We start from the raw sequence: 23,964 nt of genomic DNA, 5'->3' as shown, positions 1-23,964 counted from the left end.
GGGTGACTATGTCGATGATGTGCTATCTACGTTGAAAGACTTAGATTTGTAATCCTGTACCCAACAAAACAATAACCCGATACAAATACCCCAAAATGCACTGCCAATACCCATTAGGCTGATCCCTGAAGCCGTGAACAAAAAGGTAAACAACGCAGGCTCTCGATATCGAACGTCAGCCATTGATACTGTCAAACAATTTAATAGCGTCGGCATCACTGCCAGCCCCGCTATTGCAATAACAATCGCTGTAGGTACAGCACTGAACAGAGAAACCAATGACATTCCGAGGATGGCAGCTAAAAGATAAAACACGCCCATAGATATCCCAGCCATATATCGAGTTTTAGGATCTTCATCGGCATTAGGCCCCATACAGATTGCCCCCGTGATCGCCGCAAGGTTGAAAGCAAAACCACCCAAAGGCGCCAACAACAATCCTGTAACCCCTGTTGTTGTAATCACTTTTGACGAATCGACTTGGTAACCATTGGCTTTCAATACAGCGAACCCCGGCAGATTTTGAGATGCCATTGTCACGATGAACAAGGGAACCCCTACACTGATCAAGGAGAACAATTCAAAATCGGGAACGATGACGACAGGTACTGTCAAACTTAAGGAAACCTCACTGACATCGAGCTTCCCCATACCGATACACATCATCAAAGCGACCACAAAAATACTTGGGATCAACAGGTTTCCCAGCCAAGATCTCGCCAAAAGAAACATAGCTAACATGACCACTACTATCTCTACTTCAACAGTCAGAGATGCGAACATACCCAAACCAAATTGAAGCAAAATACCCGCAAGCATTGCAGACGCGAGCGCTGTCGGTATCTGCTTGAGTACTCTTTCGAATACCCCAGCGAGCCCTACAAAAGTAATCAAAAGCGAGCTGAACAAGAATACAGCAACGGCTTGATTCATTGTCAAACCATCTAGGGATGTAATCAGTAATGCAGCTCCGGGAGTAGACCAAGCGGTTACTATCGGTTTCTTGTAACAGAATGAAAGTAATATCGTTGTAACCCCCATTCCTACTCCGAGCGCCCAGAACCATGACGCCACTTGTTGCTGTGTTGCCCCAGCACTCATTGCAGCTTGGTAAATTATCGCCGCCGCGCTCGCATAACCAATGAAGACGGCAATAAAACCGGTGGTGACATGCGAAAGTTTTAGCTTAGTCATGTTAATCTCTCCCTATGTGCGTTATAACGTCCATAGAATCAATCTAGCACCTGTGCGCTATAACGCACAAGTTGTTTATCAAAAATTTTTGTTGAGAAAATATGCAATCAGAAATAAAAGTGGGCGAAAACCTAAAACGCCTGCGACAAGAAAAGGGTTGGAGCTTAGATAAAACAGCACTGGCAACTGGGGTTAGTAAGGCGATGCTCGGGCAAATTGAGCGTGGAGAGTCTAGCCCTACCGTGGCAAAACTATGGCAAATAGCTTCTGGCTTCGAAGTCTCCTTTTCCAGCTTTATTGCAACCAGTTCAAATAATGAACTCACCAGCCTGTTTAGAGATGCCAACGAATTAAGGCGCGAAGAGTACAATGTCGGCTTCTTCGTCAGCCTGCTGTTCCCATTCGAACCAAAGTTGGGCTTTGAGATCTTCGAATTGACTTTAGCGCCTGAGTACCAACATAAGTCAGATCCACACAATTTAGGTGTTACAGAACATATTCTGTGTATTTCTGGTGAAATGGCTGTCTTTTTTGATGATGAGTGGCACCCATTACATGCAGGACAAGCCGTCCGCTTCAATGCCCATCAAATACACGGCTACAAAAACACAGGGAACGAAAACGCCGTCTTTCACAACGTTATCCATTACCCAGACAGTAAGCGGTAGGCAATAAGCAGCAAGCATTAAACAATAACACTACATTAAATTTGCTACGTTCCCAAAAACGCGGACATTACGCTGGACCACCTAGCCTCTGTCGCTGTTTTGTTGAGTTGAAGTGTTATGGGTAGAAGAGTTTTTAATACTAGATCTACACATCAAACTACGAATCTAGTATTAATAGAGTTTATGCTCTTCTATGAATATTAGATGGAAGGTACAAACGTCAGGGAATAGATAAACAATGACAAAAGAAATGAAACATGCCCTAGTCGTAGAAGGTGGAGCGATGAGAGGCATCTTTGCTGCTGGTGTATTGGACGGTTTTTTAGATCACAACTACAACCCTTTTGATTTCTGCATAGGCGTGTCTGCAGGCTCAACAAACATCGCCTCATGGTTATCGAATCAACGTGGGCGGACTTACACAATCATATCGGATTACTCTTGCCGGCCTGAGTTTATCGACTTCAAAAGGTTTGCTAAAGGCGGACATCTGTTAGAGCTTGACTGGCTTTGGGATCACATTGCACAGAACTACCCTTATGACATGCAAGCTTTTAACGAACAACCTCTCCCCTTTCATGTCGTGACCACCGATGTTGATAACGGTACTGCGGTTTATACTCAAGGCAATGAAGATAACCTTGAGGAGCTACTCAAAGCATCTTGCTCAGTACCAATGGCTTATCGCACGCCACTAACCATCAATGGTCGAAAAATGATTGATGGCGGTGTAGTCGACTCAATTCCCGTCATTGAAGCATATAATCGTGGAGCCAAAAAGATCACGGTGATCCTCTCCCAAAAACAAGGTTATGAAAAGCGCCCGCCTAGATCGGCTTGGTTACTTCGTAAGCTCATGAAAAAGACGCCTCAGCTTGCTGAAGCAATGATCACTCGCGCCGATCAATACAATCAAACCCTAGCGTTCATTAAGAGCCCTCCGCCTGACTGTACTATTGAGGTCATTGCCCCTGATGACGCCTTCGAGGTAGGCAGGCTAACTACCGATAAAGACAAGTTAGAAGCTGGATATCAAATGGGGTTGAGAGTAGCGAAAAAAGCAGTTCAAAATGTCTAAAATGAAAAAGCGAGCACTTGGCTCGCTTTCAACTTAATAATGACAATTTAGCGATGGCATACACGATAACCATCCTCAACCTCTTCAAGCCCTCCTTGCTCAATCAAGCTCTTGATTTCTTTACTTACCGTGTTTCGCGACATATACAATAATGAAGCAAGGCTGATCAAGTTGATTGCGGCAACGCCGTTGTCAGATATATCTGCTATTAACTCCAGAGCACGGTTAACTTTCTCTGAATTCGATTTCATCGCCCTAAGCTGAAACAACGTGTGAAAGACTCGTTGTTTTTTAGCCAAAGAGACACCAAGAAAGTTAGAAAACTCGATAGATTCCTTCAAAAGCACTTCACAAGCGGAGAATGGCAGCTGCAAAACCACCGAGTTTTTTGTAGCCAATATGTCAGTTAAACTAACTTCCCGAAGTAACAACTGTACTTCATTCAAAGCCGTCCCAGGCGTGATTATACTAAACACACTATTGGCGCGTTCAGCACAAGACGAACTTAAACCAAAACGACCTTCGAGTGGGAAAGTTAAGAAATCAACAGTCTGCTCTTTAAAAACGACAAAGCTCCCTTTTTTTACCGTTTTTATCCTTCCCATAGCCCTTAGTTTGGTTGCTAGTTGATCGCTAAAACCATATTTTTCGATCAGGGTGTCGGAATACTTCATGACAATTTGGCCACTCAATTTATGAGTGGCCTCCATTAAGAATAAATAAAAACACAACTCTACTTAATCGTATGAACAAACTTACAAGACTCATCACCTTCTGTTAGGAGAGTAATAATTTCAACGTCATACTTTTCATTTATCGCTTTACCTGTCCCCTGCTCCATGGCAGTAACAATGTGGCGACAGAAATCACTTCGACACTTCTCATCATTGGTCATTTTCATCAAGTCATCACAGACAGCACAGGCCGTCTCAACTCTCATAGCATTTCCTTCCGAATCTTTTTCCCAATGACCTTCTACTCCAAAGATCGGATCTTCATAGTCATGATAAGACCCCACCGATTGAGCATCTGAGATGTCTATATTCATCTTGTTAATCAAGTAAGATGAACGGTGATCACCATACTCACGAAAAGCGGGAACCCAGAATGACTGCCATGTCGCCAACCCACCTTTCTTGTATCGATTGACCAGATAACGAACTAATACCGAGTTGCCACTTCTAAGTAATCGTCTTGCTAATGAGTTTTTCTCAGCCAGACGCATCATTGAGTGTAAGTAAATCGCAAACAACTTTTTCATAACCCACCCAAACTGGCCTCATAACGTTTGGAATGAGGCCATGACTTGATTAATACTCGCCAGTTAGAACCATTGGCAGTTCAACTTTCCCTTCTAGCACCAAAGCGTGTGTAAGCATCCAGTTACGGGTATTAGATGCCGTTGCTTTCTGAGCCATTGCTCTTAGAGAGTCAGCTTTAACTTGTTTTGCGGCTTCGTCTCCAGATCGGATGGCATAAGTCGCAAGCTGTGCTGCCCATTGATGATCATTATCTGTTTGCGCTTGTTTAGCGAGTTCAATGACCTTACCCGTACCGCCCATGGCTTCTACCAATTTCTCAGCTTCAAGGTTTCTCGGTAGTGGATGAAGATCAATAGAGTCGTTTCCGAACCAATGCATAACATGGTTGTAGTAACGACGTACATGATACGACCACTCACCATAGTTTTCTGCCACCCAAGGAGAGTCAGCGATTTCTTCTGGAATAGTCACTGAGTACTGAAGTTCGTCAGGCGACATACCAGCACCAATGGCCTTTTCTGTCTCTGAAACTAATGCGCGTGTAGCAATTAACTGATGTTCGAGTTGCTCTTTAAACACCTCACCTGTGACTGGTTTTCCATGCACTTTAAGACTGTGTTCAATATCTTTAGACAGCAGCCATTCGATAGCGGTTTCCATGTGGCCAATATCACGCCAACGGTCGCCACGTAGGGTTGAGTAGTTGAACAGACCATGAGCCCAGAAAGTATTATCTACACTCGCTTTTTTCTCTGGTATGTAGATGCTGAGTCCATCAAGTGTGTCAGTGTGTGCTTGGTGAGTAATAAACTCCATACCATCAATAACAATTGAGGTTTCTTCGTCACCAACTAACTTATTTGGTGGGGTGTAAGATTTCATCTCTTCAGGTGTAAAGTTAACATTCACAAGGCCTGTCACAGACGGTGAATCTGGACCTTCTGCAGGTAGAAACGAACCAAGTTGGATTCCACCACGGATTTGTCGGACGTTCGACATAGGTGAATCAGTAGACAGCGCAGCACCTAGCTCTGCCTTGTGGTTTTCGTGCGCGACAACAATGGTGTCTTCAGAAATATTCCAGTTACCAGCACCAACAATGTAATGCCAGTGAGTGTAAATCAGGCCTACTACAGGTTGTTTTGCTATGTTCTCTGGTAGCATAGACATGGCTTTCTCAGCGTATGCTTTGCTTAAACCACCATCAAAAACAACAATACCGTTTTCAGTTTCAACAACGTTTACATTGTCCATTCCCATACCGGTTAGTGACCAAACACCTGGTGCCACTTCGTAAGCACCATCTGTGTACTGTCCATCTTTAGCATTTAGGCTTTCTGCCACAACAGCACCAGTAGGGCTTACCACACTATTATCACTGACAGATAGTGAAGTGCTTGCCATTACAGAAGTGGATAGTACTGCTGACATCACGACAGCTAATTTAGATAATTTAGACATGTTGTTTTCCTGTTTTCATTAGGTTGAATCCAGAATATCAACAGGGTCGCCGCCTAAAATTGCGAAATGCAACTTTGGAAGGATAGCGTCAGAATATTATTGCCCCACTAACTAGATTGACGGCTCGAATGGAAAGAGATGTTTAAGAAAAGTATTGCGGTGTTGCTAAGCCTTGTTGTTCCATTAACCACTTTAGCCTGTCCACTGCATTTTGGGGTTGATGGCTTTGAACAAGAAGCTATTCCTGGAGCAGAAAAAATGAAATTCGCGAGCATTTTCTATTCCAAACACGGCGATATTGAGGAGCCAACAACCTTACCACCAGGACCAACCTTCCAAAGAGCTTCCTGGTGGTTGAGTTTGTTCGCAAACAGTTTGAAAGATCCCGCTTTTGAGTCCGCCTACATTGTCTTGGTCGACATCCCATTGTGGTCGCAGATAGATTCTGAAAAATCTAGAGGTATATCCATCGATGTTCCGCCACCAGAATCCTTATCAAAGGTAATTCTTATGACTCAAGCCAGCTTAGGTGCTGTTGTGGAGAAAAGAATGTCCATTTCAGAAGCCATAGATAAAGGTTTGGTAAGCTTCCATGGAGATAAAACAAGCATGAGCGAAGCACTCACGAGTCTACCTATCGACTAGTTGAACACTTCCATATGTATTGACGATTAAACCTTCCTGTTCAAGGCTATTGAGTACTCTATGCACCCTATGTTTGCTGACGGCCAAATAGGAAGCTAATTTTTCCGCTGTAATAGAGACTTGATTACCTTCCGTTTTTAGGCGCTCTAGCCTTTGCAAAACCCTTTCGCTCAAAGGTAACAGCAAAGCCGTAGACAGCAGTTTTTCGGCTATTCGATACAAAGAAGCGGCACATAAACCTGCAATCAAGGTTGCTTCACGACACAGATCAGCATCGGCTCGTAGCTTCGAATATGGAATAAATAACACTGTGCATTCACTGACCGCCACGACTGCAGCAGGAGAACTACAACCATCTATGAACGACACTGCATTGATCAGACTATTAGAGGAAAACTTTTCAGGGATAAGTAAATCACCATCATCAGAGACAATTTCGATCTCCGCTTCACCCATCAGTATAAAGCCCATCTTATCAAGCTCTACGTGTTGAAAGACTATCTGCTCCCCTGCTTTATAGGTTTTTCTATGCGGTGTCGTCATGAACGATTTATAAAGAGCCGGATATAAATCTTCACTTAACAACAGATTGAAAGATGCATATGGGTCATACGCAGCATCCATAACATTCCCTCCAATTAGAGATTTTCTGATCACGTAACCTTGCACAAAGCTCTCATTAGCTGGGATGGTTCTTTAACCCCCCAGACACCAAGAGCTTTATACTGATGACCCTATAATTTCAGGTGCTTGATGGTTATAAGGTGCTATGTGGCTAAAGAAAAACCTAAAGTTGATAATTCACTTCTAGACGGTGTTCACCGTCCATAAAATTATCATGCTCGGTCCAGTTGGCAAAATATCTCACGTTCAATCGCGGATTAATTTGATATGAAGCAGCAAACTCATGAGCGAGTAGATCTGACTTTCCAGCCATTCCTTGATTCTTGAAGTTATCTGAGCCAGATAAAGTCGACATCCACATTGGATTATAATTTAGCCAAATTTTGTCCGTAATATCGAGTTTGCCATAGGTACCAATAACGGCAAATGTACCGGGAATCGAATAGCCACTAATGACGTGCCCATCATCGCCGACAACATTGTTACCAATTGACGCCCCTACTCCAGCTAATGGGTAGAGCTGTATTGGGCCAATTTTGGGGATTGTTTGAATAACACTGTAAGAGAGAGTCCCGCTTTCAGTCGCAAGATCGTAATTAGCATCAATTTGAGACCCTCGACCGTTCGTCAAATCCGCCCCAAATCTTCTAAAACGAAATGAATCAACACTATTATTCGCTTCATCATCCCAACTAAACGTCTCTCCCATGAATCCCTTCAACTCGAAGACATTCATGCCCATGGTGTTGTCATTGCCTGTATCGAATGTTTGCCCCAACTTAAGGTTCAAACCTCTGTCTGTGTACCCCATACCTACCTGGGTGTATACAGCTAGCGGATCTGACATATCTTGTGTTGTATCACTGTCACTCGCCACTGCGGCAAAAGTTACAGATGATAACGCTAACACACTCAACAACTTTGTCATTTTAAGCCCTATTTCAGTTTCACTATTTACAGTGAAACTAACAGCTAAGCTTAGAGCATGTTGCACTCTCAGTGCAGCGTTACAGTTGGTTACAATAGTTACTCAGTTAAGTGACGACGAAGCGATCCTCCCCTCCCAAAAACTAACATTTAATTCAACATTATCAGCAACTTAAAACCATAATGAGTTACCTATCTCACATTACCTCTCATCTACGGTGCAGCTACAATTAGAACCGAAACATGCAATCGAGATATTGGAAAGCTAGGAACAAGCTGAAAGCAACCTCCAGACAACCAAACACCTAATGACCGTTGCTTTCAGTGTAGGTATTTAGCTTTAGCCTACCCAACATGCCAAAACGAAAAAAGCGAGCACTAGGCTCGCTTTTCAATATGTAATGACGATTTAGCAGATTACAGAAGCTCTACTGACTGCTTAGCAATCACGAATTCTTCATTGGTTGGGATAACCATTGCTACTGCGTCTAGAAGCTCAGACTTCGCGATAACGCCTGCTGCGCCAAAGCGTGCATCTTCGTTACCCTTCTCGTCTTCAACAAAACCTAGAAGTTTCAGGTTCGCTAGAATCTCGCGACGGATTGGTAGAGAGTTTTCACCGATACCACCAGTGAAGATTACTGCATCTAGGCTGCTTAGAGGGATCATGTAAGAACCGATGTATTTTGCAACACGGTAAGTGAAGACTTCAAACGCTAGCTTAGCGCCTTCGTGACCGTTCTCCATCGCTTCTAGGATGCCGCGTGCATCAGAAGTTAGGCCAGATACGCCAAGGAAACCAGACTTCTTGTTTAGCGTGTCGAATACTTTTTCAGTCGTCCAACCTTTCTTGATTAGGAACTCGATAACACCTGGGTCTAGGTCACCAGAACGAGTACCCATCATTAGACCCGCTAGCGGCGTAAAGCCCATAGATGTATCTACTGATTTACCGTTTTCAATCGCACAAACTGACGCACCGTTACCTAGGTGAACAGAGATGAAGCTCGCTTCTTCAACGGGTTTGTTCAGCATTTTTGCAGCTTCACGGCTAACAAAGTAGTGGCTTGTACCGTGGAAGCCGTAACGACGGATACCGTATTCTTTGTAAAGCTCACCAGAAATCGCACCAGTAAATGCTTTTTGCGGCATTGTTTGGTGGAACGCTGTGTCAAATACGGCAAACTGAGGAAGGTGAGGAAAAGCTTGCATAGAAGCTTCAATGCCTTTTGCACCTGCTGGGTTGTGCAGTGGCGCTAGGTCAGACAGGCTTTCGATTTCAGCCAGTACTTCATCGTTAATACGAACCGTAGAAGTAAATTTCTCGCCACCGTGAACGATGCGGTGACCAACAGCAACAAGATCGCTTGAGAAACCAAGTGTTTCCATTAGTGCAACGATACGAGTAATTGCATGTTGGTGGTGGTTGTCAGGAGCCGTAATCGCTTCTTCAACTTTCTCACCATTATGTTTCCAACTAATTACCGCTTCTGGAAGGCCAAAACACTCGCCTAAGCCACTAACAACTGCATCACCTGTTACTGAATCGATAACAGCGAATTTAAGAGAAGAACTACCTGAGTTAATAACCAGAACAAACGAATTAGACATTGGATATGGATCCTGTTTCAGTACGAATTTGATGAAGCTTTTACTTCAATTTTATTTAAGCCCATTATTCAATAATTTTTGAATCTTTCAACTTTTGTTTTGAATATTTAACTAAATTAACACAAATTAGTTGATCCTAGTCATCAATTCATTTCTTTTACGCTTGAAAATTAAAAAATAGTTGAATTCAACCAGATGTATATATCTATAAATTATAGACTTTGCGCTCAAAAATATTTTGTCTCTTATTGACATCTTTAATCTGAATCGACCATTAATCCACCACATAGATGTACAATATATGTACTCAATGCTACATATGGTCTACAATTAAATTACAGGACAACAAACTGTATAATTAAAATAACGATACAAGGAACGTAACTCTTGTCTATTTTTGCTGCTGTATTAGTCACCCTAGGTATCATCATTCTAGGCATTGGACTGGTTTTTGCGCATAAGATTTGCCACATCACAGAGAAAAGAGGGTGGAAGCTTTTATCAGGGCTGATCGTCGGTTTTGTTATCGGCTATAGTCTTTTTTTAGATGCACTTTTAGTATTGGACAACATCGACTCACTGGTGGTGGGTGTTTCTCTGATCCTGTTCTTTGGCAGTGTCTTTGTGGTTACCGTCGTACGCTTTAGCTTAGCTTCTATTACCGAACTCAATCAGAAAGCCATTGAGGAGCACTACAACGCCCGTCATGACCTTCTTACTGGCTTACCCAACAGGTGCTATTGCCTACAAGAAATGTCTAGCCGCATTGAGCAACACTCACCTTTTACGGTTTTGATGTTTGATGTGGTGAACTTCAAACAAGTGAATGATGCACTTGGGCATCACTGCGGTGATCAACTGCTTATTCAACTAGGCCAGCGAATTCAAAAGCTGACCAAGTCTGATGAACTACTCACTCGCTTGGGAGGGGATGAATTTGTAGTCATCACCAATCGTAACTCTCAGTTCGAACTAAACCAGCTTGTCAGTTACATTGAACTCGCCTTAAAAGAGCTGTTCATCGTCGGGCAGTTCGAGGTATCAACGAGCGTGGTATTTGGCTCGAGTCACTATCCAAGCGATGCGAAAGATATGGCGCAGTTGCTGAACTTTGCCGACATCAGTATGTATCAAGCAAAGAGCCAAGGCTTAAGCCTTATCTCTTATCAACCAACCATGATAGAAGGGGCGAGACAAAACCTCTCTATTGCTAGTCAGATACAGCATGCATTGGACGACAACCAGTTCAAGCTCTACTACCAACCGATTGTTTGTCCTCGAACTGAGCAAGTCATCGAGTTTGAGGCTCTGATTCGCTGGCAGTCAGATTCGGGCGAGTTTATCTCTCCTGCTCAATTTATTCCTATCGCAGAACAGAGCAATAAGATCACTGACATTACGTTGTGGGTAATTAAACAGGTATTTGGGGATCTTGAACGCTTTCAGGCTCAAAACATATCTGTGCCTATCCACATTAACTTATCAGCAAAAGACATAATCGGCGGCAAGGTCTTTAAGTTACTCGCGCAGGCGTCTGCTGCGAATCCAAATATCACGAAAAGCATAGTCATTGAGATTACAGAAACGGCCGCCATTCGTGACATCCCAAATAGCCAATCCCGCTTAGAACGTATTAAACAGTTAGGCTATCGCATTAGTTTGGATGATTTCGGCACAGGCTACTCTTCACTGGCTCGCTTGAGTGAATTACCGATAGATCAAATCAAGATCGACCGCAGCTTTATCCAAGACATCGTTCACAATGAAAAAAATAGAACCATCGTCGAAACGTCCATTGCGCTGGCACATGGGTTAAAATTTGATGTGATTGTTGAGGGTGTCGAAAACAGAGAGACGCTAGATACGTTAATGGCGATGAACTGCGATCTGATTCAAGGCTATCTGTACAGTGCTCCAAAGCCGCTACCAAGTATTATCAATTGGACACAGCAGTTCCATTCGAGTGATAAGCTTCCCCTCGCCTTCTAGCGAGATTATTTTTCTGTCTTTTAACGAACAGAGCAAATAGTGAAGCATTAATACTCGCTTCGAATTAAACAAAGTAACACGCACAAAAAAGCCGAGCTAGATGCTCGGCTTCTTCTTAATTAGACTTGGTAATCGTTAAGATTAACCTTCGCCACGGTCATTGCGACGACCACGGCCGCCATTACCGTTACCATGACCACGTTCGCCACGGTAGTTACCACGGTGGTCGCCACCACGGTTACGGTCGAAACGACGCTCGCCATCACGGCCGCCTTCACGGTTACCATCGCGGTTGCCGTCACGGTTACCACGGTAGCCACCACGACCGCCTTCGCGGTTACCATCACGGTTGCCACGGTAACCACCGCGACCGCCATCACGACCGCCACGGTTGCCATCACGACCACCGCCACGACGAGGCTCACGGAAGTCGTTGAAATCAACAACAACAGCGCCAGCTTCTTTTTGACGAATGCGTAGCTTGCTTAGTTTACCCGCAGTTTCAGAGTTCATTGCTTTTGGCAGTTGAACGTAAGTTGAACCTTGGTCAAGCTTGATAGCACCGATAGAACCTTTAGTTAGGCCTAGTTCGTTTGCTAGAGCGCCAACGATGTCTTTAACTTGAACGCCTTGCTCGCGACCAACTTGAAGCTGGTATGTATCCCAGTCTTGGTTGCTGAAGTCACGACCACCACGGCCACCGTCACGATCGCGGTTTTCACGACGTTCTTTACGACGGTTCTTATCGCGCTCGATAGCAGCGATCATTGGGTCTTCGCCAATGTAGAACAGTGGACGCTTGCCTTGTTGGCGCTTAAGAAGCATTGCAGCAAGAGTCGTTGGGTCGATCTCTAGGTTTTCTTGTAGCTTAGCAACTAGCTCAGCGAAGTTTTCTAGAGACTTGTGCTCTTTCTCAGCTTCAAGCTCAGCACCAAGTTTAGCTAGACGAGCTTCTGCTACTTTGTCACGTAGAGGAAGTTGGATTTCTTCCATTGATGACTTAGTTACACGCTCGATAGTGCGAAGCATACGAATTTGGTTAGTGCGAACTAGAAGGATCGCTTTACCTTTACGTCCAGCACGGCCAGTACGACCGATACGGTGGATGTAAGACTCAACATCGAATGGGATGTCGTAGTTGAATACGTGAGTAATACGTGGAACGTCAAGACCACGTGCAACAACGTCAGTTGCTACTAGGATATCGATAACACCTTCTTTGATGTGATCAACAGTACGCTCACGTAGAGACTGAGGAATATCACCGTGCAGAGCAGCAGCTTTGAAGCCACGTGCAGATAGCCAGTCAGCTAGACGCTCAGTGTCTTGACGAGTACGTACGAATACGATTGACGCGTCAGTCTCTTCAGTTTCAAGAAGACGAGACATTGCTTCGTCTTTCTCTACACCTTTAACAACCCAGAAGTTCTGCGCTACTTTGTCAACTGTGTGGTTAGTACCAGCAACATCAACTTTCGCAGGGTTACGTAGGTAACGATCAACGATAGTCTTAACCATTGGAGGCATAGTTGCAGAGAATAGTACACGTTGTGCAGATTCTGGAGCTTGCTCAAGGATCCAAGTAACGTCATCTACGAAGCCCATTTTTAGCATTTCATCTGCTTCATCAAGAACAAATGTGTGTGCTTCATCTAGGTGTAGACGGTCACGAGTTAGTAAGTCTTTAACACGACCCGGTGTACCAACAACAATGTGAGCACCTCGGCTTAGAGCGCGCATTTGGTCAACGATTGAAGCACCACCGTAGATTTCAATAACCTTAAGGCCTTTGATATCACGACCAAGGTTTTTGATTTCTGCAGCAACTTGGATCGCTAGCTCACGAGTAGGAGCCATGATGATTGCTTGTGGTTTGTGTTGGTTTAGGTTGATTTTGTTCAGTAGAGGCAGAGAGAAAGCTGCTGTTTTACCAGTACCTGTCTGTGCTTTACCTAGTGCGTCTTTACCTTCAAGAAGAAGAGGAATTGCTGCCGCTTGGATTGGAGTTGGAGATACGAAACCCATGCTATCAAGAGCTGAAAGGATGTTTTCGTTAAGTGCTAATTCATTAAATTGAATTACAGATTCGGACATTGGGATCCCACTATATTAAGTAAACAAAAGGTCCCGGGAGCTCTACCAATTCCAATACTGATCCTATCAGATACTGATTCCGTTCAGTTGCGAAGCAGTAATAAAACGCATCAAGCCATTAGGGACGTCTAAGGGAGGCGGATTATTCCTTAAATGCATAAAAAAAGCCAGAAAAAATTGAAATACATCACATATTTTTCTGATTTACTGATTTTTTGGCTATCTTGTCATCAAAATTTGACGTTAACCCACTCAAATGGGGACTTATCGTGCAAAGTCACCCATATTCTGTGTCACCATTTAATTTGCACTGTCATGTGCTTTAAGTAGTAATCAGGCCTCGCAATGATTATAGTGTGCTCAATTGTTCTCGTAAGATAAAAGTAAGATGTTTCAAGATAACCCTCTACTCGCTCAGCTAAAACAGCAAATCCAAGAAACACTTCCTAAAAAGGAAGGTACAATCAAAGCAACAGAAAAAGGCTTTGGTTTTCTAGAAGTAGATAGCAAAACTAGCTACTTCATCCCGCCACCGTACATGAAGAAGTGTATTCACGGTGACAAAGTGGTCGCGATCATCCGTACTGAAAAAGAACGTGAAGTCGCAGAGCCAGAAGAGCTAGTAGAACAAGGTCTTACTCGATTTATCGCTCGCGTTAAGCTTTTCAAAGGCCGCCTTAACGTTGTACCCGATCACCCACAGCTCAAAAAGCTACAACTAAAAGCCAAAGCGAAGAAGGGTCTAAACCCAGAAACGCTAAAAGAAGGCGATTGGGTTGTTGCTCACATCATCCAACACCCATTAAAAGGCGATACCGGCTTCCTCGCACAGATCTCTGAGAAGATCACCGATGCTGATGACAAAATCGCACCTTGGTGGGTAACGCTTGCTCAAAACGATCTACCGAACAGTGAGCCTGAAGGCATCGACAACTGGCAGATCAACGATGACGCTGACTTAGAGCGTATCGACATGACGCACGTACCATTCGTTACCATCGATGGTGAAAGCACCAAAGATATGGATGATGCGCTGTACGCGAAGAAAAATGAGAATGGCGATTTTGAACTGACGATTGCGATTGCGGATCCAACAGCTTACATCTCACCTGACGACGAAATGGATAAGGTCGCACGCGATCGCGGCTTCACGATCTATCTACCAGGCCGTAACATTCCAATGCTGCCACGTGACCTTGCAGACAACCTATGCTCGCTGATCGAAAACGAAGAGCGCCCAGCGCTTTGCTGTACTGTGACTGTATCGAAAGACGGTGTTATTGGCGATGACATTAAATTCTTCGCAGCTAACATCAAGTCTCACGCTCGCCTGGCATACGACAACGTGTCTGACTGGTTAGAAACTGGGGCATCAGAGAAGTGGCAACCAAGCGAAGAGATCGCAGCAATTGTAACTGACCTTCATGAGTTTGCTAAGGCTCGCTCTGCTTGGCGCTCAGCAAATGCTGTCGTATTCCCAGACCGCCCTGACTACCGCTTTGAACTGAGTGAAGATAACGACGTCGTAGCGATTCACGCTGACATGCGCCGTAGTGCGAACAAACTAGTTGAAGAAGCAATGATTAGCGCGAATATCTGTGCTGGTCGTGTGCTAAAAGAGAGCTTCAACCAAGGTGTATTTAACTGTCATGCTGGCTTCAAAGCAGACAAACTGGCAGACGTGCTTGAACTGGTAAACCCGCAAGCAGAAACACCTTATACAGAAGAGCAAATCGCATCACTTGAAGGCTTTGCAGCTCTGCGTCGTTGGTTAGGTTCACTTGAGAGCAACTACTACGACAATCGTATTCGTAAGTTCCAAGCATACAGCGAGATCAGCAATGAGCCTGCACCGCATTATGCGATGGGCCTAGATATCTACGCGACTTGGACATCTCCAATCCGTAAATACGGCGACATGATTAACCACCGTATGCTGAAAGCACATATTCTGGGCAAAGCACCAATTCAAACACCAGACGAAACTGTCGGTGAAGAGCTGGCATTGCATCGCCGTCACCACGGTATGGCAGAGCGCAATGTTGGCGATTGGCTATATGCTCGTACACTTGCCAATGCACCAGCGGAAGAAACGCGTTTCCAAGCCGAGATCTTCGACATCAACCGTGCAGGTATGCGTGTACGCCTACTAGAGAACGGCGCAGCGGCATTCATTCCAGGCTCTCTCATTCTTGATAATAAAGAAAGAATTGAGTGCAATGGTGATATGGGTACTGTATCTATCGATAAAGAAATGGTATACAGACTGGGAGACGTATTAGAAGTCGTTCTCTCTGAGGTTAACCAAGAAAACCGCAGCTTAGTCGCTAAGCCAACTCAAGTCTTTGCTGACCAACCAAGCAAAGAGGAAGAAGCGAGCGAACAAACAAGCTAATCCTTATTGAGCAACTCTTCTAAAGGCGCTAATAATTAGCGCCTTTTTTATTGCCGTCTCGCTAAAAATAACAACAAAACAAGCTATTATTGCTATATAACACTAAGTAACTTAATGCATATTAGGTTCAGTGAGGAAGCATTTAAGCAATCAGAACGTCAAAGAAGTGTATATGCCATCAATCAATGTCACTCAATTTAGAAACTTTACACCCAGGAAACGGGAACGATACCCCGCCTCAAGAAATGGTGTTTTCATCGTTCGTCAAGGCAGTATCTCTTTTGCATTACCCAATGGCACTCAAGCCTCTCTCCAAGCTGGTGAATTTGCGCTCTACAATTCAGGTGAAATACAAGACGTTTCAGTCCATACCGAACATGGCGAATTCAACGCCATCTGTTTAGATTTCGACCTTTCAATTTTTCAAAAATTTATCAATCAATTTGGTGATCTCGAGTCAGTACGACCACCAGAAAAATACATCAAGTTCAATGCCGACGACCATAATCTCACTCAGCTTAAAGACATGCTCTTAGCACTGGCTAGTGAGTCGACTCAAAATGACTACGCAGTCACCCAGTTGAGCCTCGCTCTGCTGTCTTTAATGGTCGAAGCACACCCTTCCCTTCTTGCTGTCATTGGCAGAGCCTCAAAGCTGACAGTGACACAGAAGGTGATTAACTATATTGAACAGAATATCGAAAACAATATCTCGCTAGATACGCTGGCGAGCTATATGGGTATGTCTCCAGCGACTCTAAAACGCCGTTTGTCAGCAGAAGACCTCTCATTCTCAAATCTATTGAAGATCAAGCGAATTGCTCATGCTGCAACGCAGCTAAGAACCTCCACTAAGTCAATCACTCAAATTGCTTACGAGTCTGGTTTTAAAAGTGCCGCACACTTCAGTACCGCATTTAAAAACTATCATGGAAAAACACCCAAAGACTTTCGTGCACTCATCGCGCAAAGCCACGCAATGAGTACCGGCGTTGAAATTAAGGCAAGATAAGTCGATTTAAAAAGAGAAACAATTACATCAACGACTAGACCCAGAAGTAAGCTTTTGGGTCTTTTTCTATTTCATGGAGAATCGATTCCAAATCCTTTGAACGAGATAGGTAAGGATAAGGCCCCCATAACACCACATCTCCTTGCGAGCCTTCATCTAATGGCACTTCCACCAGCCAAATAGCATCGGTCGGACTGAATACCACCCTCGCAACATCATCGGTGTAGTCGCTATGAGATGAATCGAGTAGGTAGTGAGCTTTTGAAAAAACCACACCGCCCTCGCACTCTTCAAACAGTGATTTTCCTAGCTCAACGGGCAAACTTTGGTTGCGTGAGGTGCATAGCTTTTCTGCACCATGTAGAAGTCGACTAAGCTCTATCTGTACTACCGACATCCACGTCCCTCCTTGACACCAATTCGTCTGGCGAACAATCCTCATTAGAGCTTAGAACTGAACTCTTCGTTTAGCGAACAAGACATTTATGAAATGTGAGCAGGCATTTATGAAATGTACGCGAGACTGCCATAATTCAACCGCATGGAGTTTCACAAAAATGTCATATTTGCTACCTATGATAGGCGGCAAATGTAATCTACTAGGAGTTGTATATGTTACGAGTCGCTCTTGCCTCTCTTTTGTCATTCGCTTTGTCTTCTCAAACCGTTCTAGCGCAAGAAACCACAATTTCAGGCTCGACCTCTGTAGCTCGTGTTATGGATGTGTTGGCCGAAGAGTATAATAAAACCCATGCTGACAACTATATCGCTGTTCAAGGCATAGGCTCGACTGCGGGCATTACTATGGTGAACAAGGGTGTTTCGGATTTGGGGATGAGCTCACGTCGTCTAACCGACCAAGAGCAAACTGATGATTTAGCCGTTAAGCCTATCGCTTACGATGGTTTGGCTGTTGTGGTTAACCGTTCAAATGGACTGGCAAACATCACACGCGAACAGTTATTTAATATCTACAAGGGTAAGATCACTAACTGGAAAGAGATTGGTGGCGCAGACCAGCCTATCGCAGTGGTCACTCGCGAAGCGTCGTCTGGATCTCGCTATAGCTTTGAAAGCTTAATGGGTCTAACTAAAATCATTAACGACCGCATGGTCTCAGACATCAACCCAAACAACTTGGTTGTGAACAGCAACAGCATGGTAAAAACCATTGTTAACCACAACCCACATGCGATTGGTTTCGTGTCTGTCGGTTCAATCGACCGCTCAATCAAGGCTATCTCATTCAATGGCGTAGAACCAACTTCTAAAAACATCGCAAATCACAGCTATGAACTGGCTCGCCCATTCTTGATCCTTTACAAGAGAGAGTCGGTTTCAGATGAAAGTAAAGACTTTGTTAAGTTCGTTAGCTCAAAACAAGGACAAGACCTTATTGAAGAGTACGGATACACTCGAGTGAAATAATCTGAACCCCAAACGAAAAAGAGAGAGCTCAAGGCTCTCTCTTTTTATTCTTAAAAACTAATTCTCGTTTAGAAGTGCAGTTGAATCACTGAAACAACCACAGCACCTGGGCGGCGTACGCCTTCGATCTCGACACGAATCTCACGTTCAATCTCAAGACCTTTACGAATTGGTGTTACTTTCGTCAGAGTACTCTTCGCGCGCACGTTGTTACCTGATTTAACTGGGTATGGGAAACGTACTTGGTTTAAACCAATATTAACCACCATTTTTGCCGTCGGGAACTGTGACTTATCAGGATCAACGCTATCGGTTAGACGCGGTAGTAGAGATAGAGTCAAGAAACCGTGTGCGATGGTTGTTTTGAATGGCGAGTCAGATTCCGCTTTTTCAGGATTCGTATGGATCCACTGCATATCTTCTGTCACTTCACCAAACTGGTTGATGCGGTCTTGGCCAACATGAATCCAATCACCCGTATGGATCACTTCACCGATCTGTGCAGAAAGCTCATCGTATACAGCTTGCGCTTCAGGCTTTAGCTCAATTGGTTTTTCAACCGGTGCAACTTCTACTGGCGTGATCGGCGCATCTTCATTTACAGCAGGTTTATGGTGATCACGTACCCATGCAAAGAAGTGGCTATTTTGTGTGCGGTTCAGAAAGTCGCCCCAGTACTCTCTTAGAGTTGGAGACATCCATTGCATAAACTCTGAGTGTTGTGGCGAAACACTATCACTACGGTGTTTAAATAAATCAATGACCTTCATAAGAACCTCAATGCACAAAAGAACGAAATATAACTCGGTAATTTTGAATCACTTCACAATATTGTGCAAACATTTTCGAGCATACACACGTTCACCGAAAGCAAGTATTTCATTATATATCAGCCACTTATTTAAAAAACACTATTTTATTAGAAGATCTACTTTAGAGTACAAACTCAACGATATATTTCGATAAATAGTATATAGAGCTGAATTTATATTCCGTTTGGATATAAAAAAGACCTAGCAGAAGCTAAGCCTTTTATTTCATGAGGTTAATCTCAAATCGCGTTATTCATCATCTAGCGGAATAAGTTTGGTATTCCCGCCATGGGCTTTCTCACGTCTACGCTGAACAAATGCGTAGAAACCTGGGATGAGGAAGGTACCTGCTAACAACACACATAACAGACCACCAATCAGTGAAATACCGAGCGAGTTTTGACTCACGTGACCAGCGCCCGCCGCGAAGATAAGTGGGAAGATACCTAAGATAAACGACCAAGAGGTCATGTTTACCGCACGGAAACGTAAGGTACCACCTTTCACCGCCGCATCGTCGATAGGTACATCTTTATCTTCGCGCTCGACCTTAGCGAATTCCACAATCAAGATTGCGTTTTTCGCTGCCAGCGCTATGAGCAGAACCAAACCTATCTGCGCGTACAAGTTGAGTGGTGTCCCTGTTAAGTTAAGCGCCAAGAATGAACCTAATGTCGCTACCGGTACCACCAGTATGATCGCCACAGGGATCGTCCAACTCTCGTATTGAGCAACCATGAACAAGTAGATGAAGATCAGAGCCAATGCAAACGCAAAGATGGCTTGGTTGCCCGCAAGTACTTCTTGATACGCCATGCCTGTCCATTCATACTGGTAGCCTTGAGGAAGAACTTCGGCAGCAACACGTTCCATTGCAGCAATCGCGTCACCACTGGAGTAACCCGGAGCCGGCTGACCTTGAATCACTGCACTGCGGTACATGTTGTAACGCCATGCTACATCAGGTTCAAAGATCTGCTCATGCGTCACCAGTGTGCTAAGAGGGATCATCTCACCTGATGAAGAACGAACGTGGAAACGTTGCAGATCTTCCATGCTGCTTCGGTGCTCACTGTCGGCTTGCATGGTTACGCGGAAGTTCTTACCAAACATGGTGAAGTCATTCACGTACAGAGAACCCAGGTTACCTTGCAATGTTTGGAAGATTTCAGACAGTGGAATACCTAGTTGCTGCGCCTTTTCACGGTCGATATCCACGTAGTAGTGTGGAACGTTCGCACGGAAGGTACTGAAGGTACGTGCAATCTCAGGCTGCTGGTTCGCTTTCTGAATCACGTCATCCATGACCATTGCAAGATCACTACGGCTACGGCCCAATGTATCTTCTAGAACAAACTCAAAGCCCGACGCTGCGCCCATACCCGGAACCGCTGGAGGTCCCATTGCGAATACCACCGCTTGTGGCAGTTCCATCGCAGCGCGACCGTTAATACGACGTGAGATATCTGACGCTGAATGATCGCCATCTAACGCATTACGCATGTCCCAATCGTGCAATTTGATAAACAGCGACGCACCATTCGATGCCGATGCACCTGTCATGAACGCATAACCATTTACTAGCGTTACACCATCAACACCAGGCTCTTGCTCAACCATCTCTAGCAAGTGCTCAGTTACCTCTTCAGTACGAGACAGAGAAGCAGCATCTGGTAATTGCACGTTAACCAGCAAGATACCTTTATCTTCCTGAGGTACGAACGCGGTTGACGTTGTCTTCGAGAAGTAAGTTACTGCTGCCAATGCCACCACGAAGAAGGTAAACAGCAGTACGCCTTTCTTCACAAGGAAGCCTGCGATTTGACCGTACTTCTTAGTCACGCTCTCTAAGCCACGGTTGAACGCTTGGTACCAGCGTGCTGTGTTGCCACCGCCTTGCTTTAGAACCAGAGAACACAATGCAGGAGATAGCGTCAGTGCATTAATCGACGAAATAACAACGGCAATACAGATAGTCAGCGCGAACTGGCGATACATGATGCCGGTAATACCTGGAAGCATTGCAACCGGGATAAATACCGCAAGTAGTACCAAGGTAGATGTGATGATTGGACCCGTTACCTCTTTCATCGCTATCAGCGTTGCTTTACGAGGAGAGATAGTTGGATCTTTCGCCATGGTGGTATCAACGTTCTCGATAACCAGAATCGCATCATCTACCACGATACCGATCGCGAGAATCAGACCAAATAGGGTTACTGTGTTGATGGTAAATCCGGTCATCTGCATCACGGCAAAAGTACCGATTAAGGATACCGGAATGGCCACAACAGGGATCAACGTGGCACGTGCACTACCTAAGAACAGGTAGGTTACAGCGATAACCAGCAAAATAGCTTCTATAAGCGTTTTTACTACACCCTTGATCGATTCAGCAACGAATACAGTTGTGTCGTAGCTCGCTTCATAAGCGATACCTTCTGGGAAGTTATGGCTAAGGTTTTCTAGCATCGCCATAACCGCTTTACCACTTTCAAGTGCGTTCGCATCCGACTGTAGTGACAACGTCACGATAGAAGCGTCTTGACCACGGTATTTGCCGTTACCATCGTAGAACTTCTTACCAAGCTCGATACGAGCAACATCTTTCAGATAAACCGTCGAACCATCTTGGCTGGCTCGTAAAACAACATTCTCAAACTCATCTGCCGTCTCTAAGCGACCTTTGGTCACCAAGTTAAACTGAACTTCTTGAGGATTGTTGTATGGCGCGGCACCGATACGACCTGCTGCTACCTGAACGTTTTGCTCAGCCAACGCCGCATAAACATCGGTTGTAGTCAGATTTAGGTTAGCCATTTTTTCAGGGTCTAACCAAACACGCATCGCGTATTCACCGCCACCCAATACGTTTACTTCACTGATGCCACTAACACGAGCCAGTTGGTCTTTGATGTTGAGGTTAACGTAGTTGATCAGGAACTGGTCATCGTACTTACCGTTTGGTGAGTAAAAGTTCAGTACCATCAGCAAGTCTGGAGAACGTTTTTTCACCGTAACGCCAACCATTCTTACTTCTTGTGGCAGCTTCGACTCAATTTGAGCAACACGGTTCTGAACGTTTACCTGAGCCATATCTGGATCAGTACCTACATCAAAGGTGACGTTTAGGTTGTATGAACCATCATTCGCACTCTTTGACGACATGTAGATCATGTCTTCTACACCGTTGACTGAGGTCTCTATGGGGTCGGCTATCGCCTGTTCCACAACCTCAGCACTCGCACCTGTATAGAATGCAGAAACACTCACCGATGGCGGGCTGATTTTTGGATACTCTGCAACTGGCAGAATAGCCAATGAAATAGCCCCCGCCAGCGTCAGAATAATTGAGATAACAAGGGCAAACTTAGGCCTTTGAATAAAGAAACGACTTAGCATACTTGTGCCCCTTACTCCGCTTTCTCAGAAGCTGAAGGCTGAATACGCACTGACATTCCATTTCTAACGCGCTGTAGGCCTTGTGTGATGATCGCATCGTCCTTTTCAAGACCAGAATGCACAATCACGCCACCTTCAACTTGGCGACCCATGTCGATATTGCGACGCTCAGCGACTGGCGCGCCTTCACCTTCCACAAGCACCATCACGAAATCCCCTTCAAGGTCAGTCTGAACTGCTCGGCGTGGGATAGTCACTACGTCGATTTCTTGCTTGTCACGAAGATTTACACGTACGTGTTGACCTGGAAGTAGCTGTTGATGTGGGTTGTCAGCAATAGCACGCATTGCGATAGTGCCGGTATTTAGATTGATTCGGTTACCTAAGAAATCAAGCTTACCTAGGTGCTCAAACGCTTCACCGTTTTCTAAGATGATTTGCACTTCCACGCGGTCGGTATCGCTGCTGCCATCGCCTTCGATACGATCCATCCCTAGCGCTAAACGTTCACGTTCACTGATACTAAACGCGGCATGTACTGGGTCTAGGCTCACTAAGGTGGTTAGTACACCAGAAGATGGCGACACAAGGTCACCCGTACTTACTTTGCTATCACTAATACGACCTGCAAACGGCGCTTCAATGCGAGTATGTGAAAGTTGCACGTTCGCTGAGTTGAGCTGAGCTTGATTTGCTTCAAGTTGCGCTTGTGCACCTAACAGCGCGGCTGTGAGTGCATCGAATTCAGACTGAGAAATACTGCCTTTTGGAAGCAGGTTTTTACCACGATTGAAATCAAGTTCTGCTTTCTTAAGGTTAGCATTGGCTTGAGCAACGGATGCTTTAGCACTCGCTACTTGCGCTTCAAAAGAAGAAGGCTCGATGGTGTAAAGCAGCTGACCTTTCTCAACCATTTGTCCTTCTTTGAAATGACGGTTTTGAAGGTAACCTGATACCTGAGCCGTAATCGCTGTATCTTCTACAGCTTCAATACGACCGATATAAGACTTGCTTTGTTGGTGAGGAATAACATTAACATCCTGTACTGCTACGAGAGGTAAAGGCGCTTGTTGGGCGTTTTGGGCATCTTGCCCACAGCCGACAAGGATCATAGAGCTGGCCAGAGCGGTCAGGAGTAGCTTTTTACGCATTGGTATACCGTCGCTAGTTAAAAATAGAACAGTATAAAAATTTACGTAACACAATTGCGACGATTGTCCGAGGAATATCAATTATTACCAGGCAAAATGTTTCAGCATGTAAATAGAAACTTGATGCACATAAATGGCTTACATTTACGCTACATTTTTCCTGAAAATCTTAGGCTTAGGCTTTTAGTCTGACAGGATATTGTCTAACATG

19 protein-coding genes are annotated in these 23,964 nt (G+C 44.6%); 7 read left to right on the top strand and 12 right to left on the bottom strand.

Features of this window, described 5'->3' with window-relative positions:
* Positions 1-6: 6 nt before the first annotated feature.
* Positions 7-1,194: a benzoate/H(+) symporter BenE family transporter gene (locus tag OCV50_RS18080; RefSeq protein ID WP_261905174.1), complete on the bottom strand. Its 1,188-nt coding sequence runs from the start codon at positions 1,192-1,194 to the stop codon at positions 7-9.
* A gap of 101 nt (positions 1,195-1,295) precedes the next feature.
* On the opposite strand from OCV50_RS18080, the gene OCV50_RS18075 reads away from it, so the two are divergent.
* A complete protein-coding gene (locus OCV50_RS18075) occupies positions 1,296-1,862 on the top strand; it encodes a helix-turn-helix domain-containing protein (protein WP_261905173.1) in 567 nt (188 codons plus the stop codon).
* Positions 1,863-2,100: 238 nt separating this feature from the next.
* Positions 2,101-2,940, top strand: coding sequence for a patatin-like phospholipase family protein (locus OCV50_RS18070; protein WP_261905172.1), 840 nt, complete (start codon positions 2,101-2,103; stop codon positions 2,938-2,940).
* Between the two features lie 47 nt (positions 2,941-2,987).
* On the opposite strand, the gene OCV50_RS18065 is transcribed toward OCV50_RS18070, so the two are convergent.
* Genes OCV50_RS18065 through OCV50_RS18055 form a run of 3 tightly spaced genes read right to left on the bottom strand, consistent with a single transcriptional unit; the run spans position 2,988 to position 5,663 of the window.
* Entirely contained in the window at positions 2,988-3,614 is a 627-nt protein-coding gene (locus tag OCV50_RS18065; RefSeq protein ID WP_261905171.1) for a Crp/Fnr family transcriptional regulator, read from the bottom strand.
* Positions 3,615-3,673: 59 nt separating this feature from the next.
* Positions 3,674-4,201 carry a hypothetical protein gene (locus OCV50_RS18060; protein ID WP_261905170.1) on the bottom strand — a complete coding sequence of 176 codons (528 nt, stop codon included), beginning with the start codon at positions 4,199-4,201 and terminating at the stop codon, positions 3,674-3,676.
* A gap of 49 nt (positions 4,202-4,250) precedes the next feature.
* A complete protein-coding gene (locus OCV50_RS18055) occupies positions 4,251-5,663 on the bottom strand; it encodes an alkyl sulfatase dimerization domain-containing protein (RefSeq protein ID WP_261905169.1) in 1,413 nt (470 codons plus the stop codon).
* A 138-nt stretch (positions 5,664-5,801) separates the two neighbouring features.
* Between OCV50_RS18055 and OCV50_RS18050 the strand changes: the two genes are divergently transcribed.
* Positions 5,802-6,308 carry a hypothetical protein gene (locus tag OCV50_RS18050; RefSeq protein WP_261905168.1) on the top strand — a complete coding sequence of 169 codons (507 nt, stop codon included), beginning with the start codon at positions 5,802-5,804 and terminating at the stop codon, positions 6,306-6,308.
* Here OCV50_RS18050 and OCV50_RS18045 read toward each other — a convergent pair.
* The 3 genes from OCV50_RS18045 to OCV50_RS18035 form a co-directional block, all read right to left on the bottom strand.
* A complete protein-coding gene (locus OCV50_RS18045) occupies positions 6,294-6,932 on the bottom strand; it encodes a Crp/Fnr family transcriptional regulator (protein WP_261905167.1) in 639 nt (212 codons plus the stop codon). The genes OCV50_RS18050 and OCV50_RS18045 overlap by 15 nt on opposite strands.
* 163 nt (positions 6,933-7,095) lie before the next feature.
* Positions 7,096-7,860 (bottom strand): hypothetical protein, encoded by a 765-nt coding sequence (locus OCV50_RS18040; RefSeq protein WP_261905166.1) that lies wholly within the window; start codon positions 7,858-7,860, stop codon positions 7,096-7,098.
* A 416-nt stretch (positions 7,861-8,276) separates the two neighbouring features.
* Complete coding sequence (locus OCV50_RS18035; RefSeq protein ID WP_261905165.1) at positions 8,277-9,470, bottom strand: acetate/propionate family kinase; 1,194 nt, start codon at positions 9,468-9,470, stop codon at positions 8,277-8,279.
* A 387-nt stretch (positions 9,471-9,857) separates the two neighbouring features.
* Here OCV50_RS18035 and OCV50_RS18030 point away from each other — a divergent pair, with 387 nt between their 5' ends.
* Positions 9,858-11,459, top strand: a complete 1,602-nt coding sequence (locus OCV50_RS18030) for a putative bifunctional diguanylate cyclase/phosphodiesterase (RefSeq protein WP_261905164.1) — start codon at positions 9,858-9,860, stop codon at positions 11,457-11,459.
* A gap of 141 nt (positions 11,460-11,600) precedes the next feature.
* Here OCV50_RS18030 and OCV50_RS18025 read toward each other — a convergent pair whose 3' ends face one another.
* Complete coding sequence (locus OCV50_RS18025; RefSeq protein WP_239839716.1) at positions 11,601-13,553, bottom strand: DEAD/DEAH box helicase; 1,953 nt, start codon at positions 13,551-13,553, stop codon at positions 11,601-11,603.
* A 388-nt stretch (positions 13,554-13,941) separates the two neighbouring features.
* Here OCV50_RS18025 and rnb point away from each other — a divergent pair, with 388 nt between their 5' ends.
* Positions 13,942-15,948 (top strand): exoribonuclease II, encoded by a 2,007-nt coding sequence (gene rnb / locus OCV50_RS18020; RefSeq protein ID WP_261905163.1) that lies wholly within the window; start codon positions 13,942-13,944, stop codon positions 15,946-15,948.
* 172 nt (positions 15,949-16,120) lie between these two features.
* Positions 16,121-16,960, top strand: coding sequence for an AraC family transcriptional regulator (locus tag OCV50_RS18015; protein WP_261905162.1), 840 nt, complete (start codon positions 16,121-16,123; stop codon positions 16,958-16,960).
* A gap of 34 nt (positions 16,961-16,994) precedes the next feature.
* Here the strand turns inward: OCV50_RS18015 and OCV50_RS18010 are convergent, their stop codons facing one another.
* Positions 16,995-17,357 (bottom strand): DUF3024 domain-containing protein, encoded by a 363-nt coding sequence (locus OCV50_RS18010; RefSeq protein ID WP_239839713.1) that lies wholly within the window; start codon positions 17,355-17,357, stop codon positions 16,995-16,997.
* A gap of 215 nt (positions 17,358-17,572) precedes the next feature.
* Between OCV50_RS18010 and OCV50_RS18005 the strand changes: the two genes are divergently transcribed.
* Positions 17,573-18,388, top strand: a complete 816-nt coding sequence (locus OCV50_RS18005; protein ID WP_261905161.1) for a phosphate ABC transporter substrate-binding protein — start codon at positions 17,573-17,575, stop codon at positions 18,386-18,388.
* Positions 18,389-18,456: 68 nt separating this feature from the next.
* Here OCV50_RS18005 and OCV50_RS18000 read toward each other — a convergent pair whose 3' ends face one another.
* From OCV50_RS18000 to OCV50_RS17990, 3 genes are all read right to left on the bottom strand, one after another.
* Positions 18,457-19,158: a MaoC family dehydratase gene (locus OCV50_RS18000; protein WP_261905160.1), complete on the bottom strand. Its 702-nt coding sequence runs from the start codon at positions 19,156-19,158 to the stop codon at positions 18,457-18,459.
* A 291-nt stretch (positions 19,159-19,449) separates the two neighbouring features.
* Positions 19,450-22,602 carry an efflux RND transporter permease subunit gene (locus OCV50_RS17995; RefSeq protein WP_261905159.1) on the bottom strand — a complete coding sequence of 1,051 codons (3,153 nt, stop codon included), beginning with the start codon at positions 22,600-22,602 and terminating at the stop codon, positions 19,450-19,452.
* 11 nt (positions 22,603-22,613) lie between these two features.
* The gene (locus tag OCV50_RS17990; protein ID WP_239839709.1) at positions 22,614-23,753 is read right to left on the bottom strand and encodes an efflux RND transporter periplasmic adaptor subunit; all 1,140 of its coding nucleotides are present in this window, start codon (positions 23,751-23,753) and stop codon (positions 22,614-22,616) included.
* Positions 23,754-23,964: the final 211 nt, after the last annotated feature.

Origin of the sequence: Vibrio fortis, from assembly GCF_024347475.1 — a bacterium.
Classification (GTDB): Bacteria; Pseudomonadota; Gammaproteobacteria; order Enterobacterales; family Vibrionaceae; genus Vibrio; species Vibrio fortis.
The sequence above is the reverse complement of the archived record's forward strand: the minus strand, read 5'-3'. Positions and strand labels throughout refer to the sequence as shown.

What these genes read in the sequence shown, in the direction of transcription:
- OCV50_RS18080 (WP_261905174.1), bottom strand. Translation starts at nt 1,194, where the DNA reads ATGACTAAGCTAAAACTTTCGCATGTCACCACCGGTTTTATTGCCGTC.
- OCV50_RS18075 (WP_261905173.1), top strand. Translation starts at nt 1,296, where the DNA reads ATGCAATCAGAAATAAAAGTGGGCGAAAACCTAAAACGCCTGCGACAA.
- OCV50_RS18070 (WP_261905172.1), top strand. Translation starts at nt 2,101, where the DNA reads ATGACAAAAGAAATGAAACATGCCCTAGTCGTAGAAGGTGGAGCGATG.
- OCV50_RS18065 (WP_261905171.1), bottom strand. Translation starts at nt 3,614, where the DNA reads ATGAAGTATTCCGACACCCTGATCGAAAAATATGGTTTTAGCGATCAA.
- OCV50_RS18060 (WP_261905170.1), bottom strand. Translation starts at nt 4,201, where the DNA reads ATGAAAAAGTTGTTTGCGATTTACTTACACTCAATGATGCGTCTGGCT.
- OCV50_RS18055 (WP_261905169.1), bottom strand. Translation starts at nt 5,663, where the DNA reads ATGTCTAAATTATCTAAATTAGCTGTCGTGATGTCAGCAGTACTATCC.
- OCV50_RS18050 (WP_261905168.1), top strand. Translation starts at nt 5,802, where the DNA reads ATGTTTAAGAAAAGTATTGCGGTGTTGCTAAGCCTTGTTGTTCCATTA.
- OCV50_RS18045 (WP_261905167.1), bottom strand. Translation starts at nt 6,932, where the DNA reads ATGGATGCTGCGTATGACCCATATGCATCTTTCAATCTGTTGTTAAGT.
- OCV50_RS18040 (WP_261905166.1), bottom strand. Translation starts at nt 7,860, where the DNA reads ATGACAAAGTTGTTGAGTGTGTTAGCGTTATCATCTGTAACTTTTGCC.
- OCV50_RS18035 (WP_261905165.1), bottom strand. Translation starts at nt 9,470, where the DNA reads ATGTCTAATTCGTTTGTTCTGGTTATTAACTCAGGTAGTTCTTCTCTT.
- OCV50_RS18025 (WP_239839716.1), bottom strand. Translation starts at nt 13,553, where the DNA reads ATGTCCGAATCTGTAATTCAATTTAATGAATTAGCACTTAACGAAAAC.
- rnb (WP_261905163.1), top strand. Translation starts at nt 13,942, where the DNA reads ATGTTTCAAGATAACCCTCTACTCGCTCAGCTAAAACAGCAAATCCAA.
- OCV50_RS18015 (WP_261905162.1), top strand. Translation starts at nt 16,121, where the DNA reads ATGCCATCAATCAATGTCACTCAATTTAGAAACTTTACACCCAGGAAA.
- OCV50_RS18010 (WP_239839713.1), bottom strand. Translation starts at nt 17,357, where the DNA reads ATGTCGGTAGTACAGATAGAGCTTAGTCGACTTCTACATGGTGCAGAA.
- OCV50_RS18005 (WP_261905161.1), top strand. Translation starts at nt 17,573, where the DNA reads ATGTTACGAGTCGCTCTTGCCTCTCTTTTGTCATTCGCTTTGTCTTCT.
- OCV50_RS18000 (WP_261905160.1), bottom strand. Translation starts at nt 19,158, where the DNA reads ATGAAGGTCATTGATTTATTTAAACACCGTAGTGATAGTGTTTCGCCA.
- OCV50_RS17995 (WP_261905159.1), bottom strand. Translation starts at nt 22,602, where the DNA reads ATGCTAAGTCGTTTCTTTATTCAAAGGCCTAAGTTTGCCCTTGTTATC.
- OCV50_RS17990 (WP_239839709.1), bottom strand. Translation starts at nt 23,753, where the DNA reads ATGCGTAAAAAGCTACTCCTGACCGCTCTGGCCAGCTCTATGATCCTT.